This is a genomic window from Deinococcus aerolatus, from assembly GCF_014647055.1.
GTDB lineage: Bacteria > Deinococcota > Deinococci > Deinococcales > Deinococcaceae > Deinococcus > Deinococcus aerolatus.
This window is the reverse complement of record NZ_BMOL01000071.1, coordinates 1-681: the sequence shown is the minus strand read 5'-3', so window position 1 is coordinate 681 and position 681 is coordinate 1. Positions and strand designations below refer to the sequence as shown.

At 59.9% G+C, this 681-nt stretch carries 1 pseudogene; it reads right to left on the bottom strand.

The features are described from left to right. Nucleotides 1-271: 271 nt before the first annotated feature. Nucleotides 272-681: pseudogene (locus tag IEY31_RS18560) on the bottom strand (IS4 family transposase); the annotation flags it as partial.

Genomic DNA, 681 nt, shown 5'->3' with positions numbered 1-681 from the left:
CTGGGATAAACTGGTCGCGTCGGCGAAGTCTCTCTTCGCCGCTTGACGGGATTCTTGGAGCACTACCCATGGATCCTACTGACTGGGGCACGATGGCATGTCCTCCCCAAAGGTGAATATTCCGCCAAGACGATGCGTCATACCTGTTTTCAGGAGTGGAACGAACCTCAGCTCGACTTTGGCCATCGAGACGTCTCAGGCGGCGTAGCAGAGTGCGTCCGCAAGGCGCTCAATAAATTCCAGTGGGACCTCTGTACCGGACATCTTTCCTTTAAACCCCGTCTGGCATGGGAAATGGAGTCCTCAGCAGCTTGATTAGGCAGGGCAACTCGGGCAGCATCCAGCGCAGCGCATTGCAAAGACGTTCCACGCCGTACCGCACAAGGCTTATGGCCGCCCGGCCATGAGCCTTCACCTTGACTGGCCCCTGTGCCTGGAGCCACACACCCACCCGCAGGCAGCTCACCCACGCCAAGATGACCAGCCCGAAGAGACGTTCCAACCGTTCAGGGCGAGTGATGCCCGTGCGCTCCAGGTCAAAGCCGCGGACCTTGAGGCTCGCGAAGGTGTACTTCACGGTCCAGCGCGCCCGGTACAGAACACAGGTGTCCCACACGCTGAAATCCGTTGCGATGGCCACCAGGTCCCCTGCAGGGGACCTGGTGGCGACGACTTGCATCA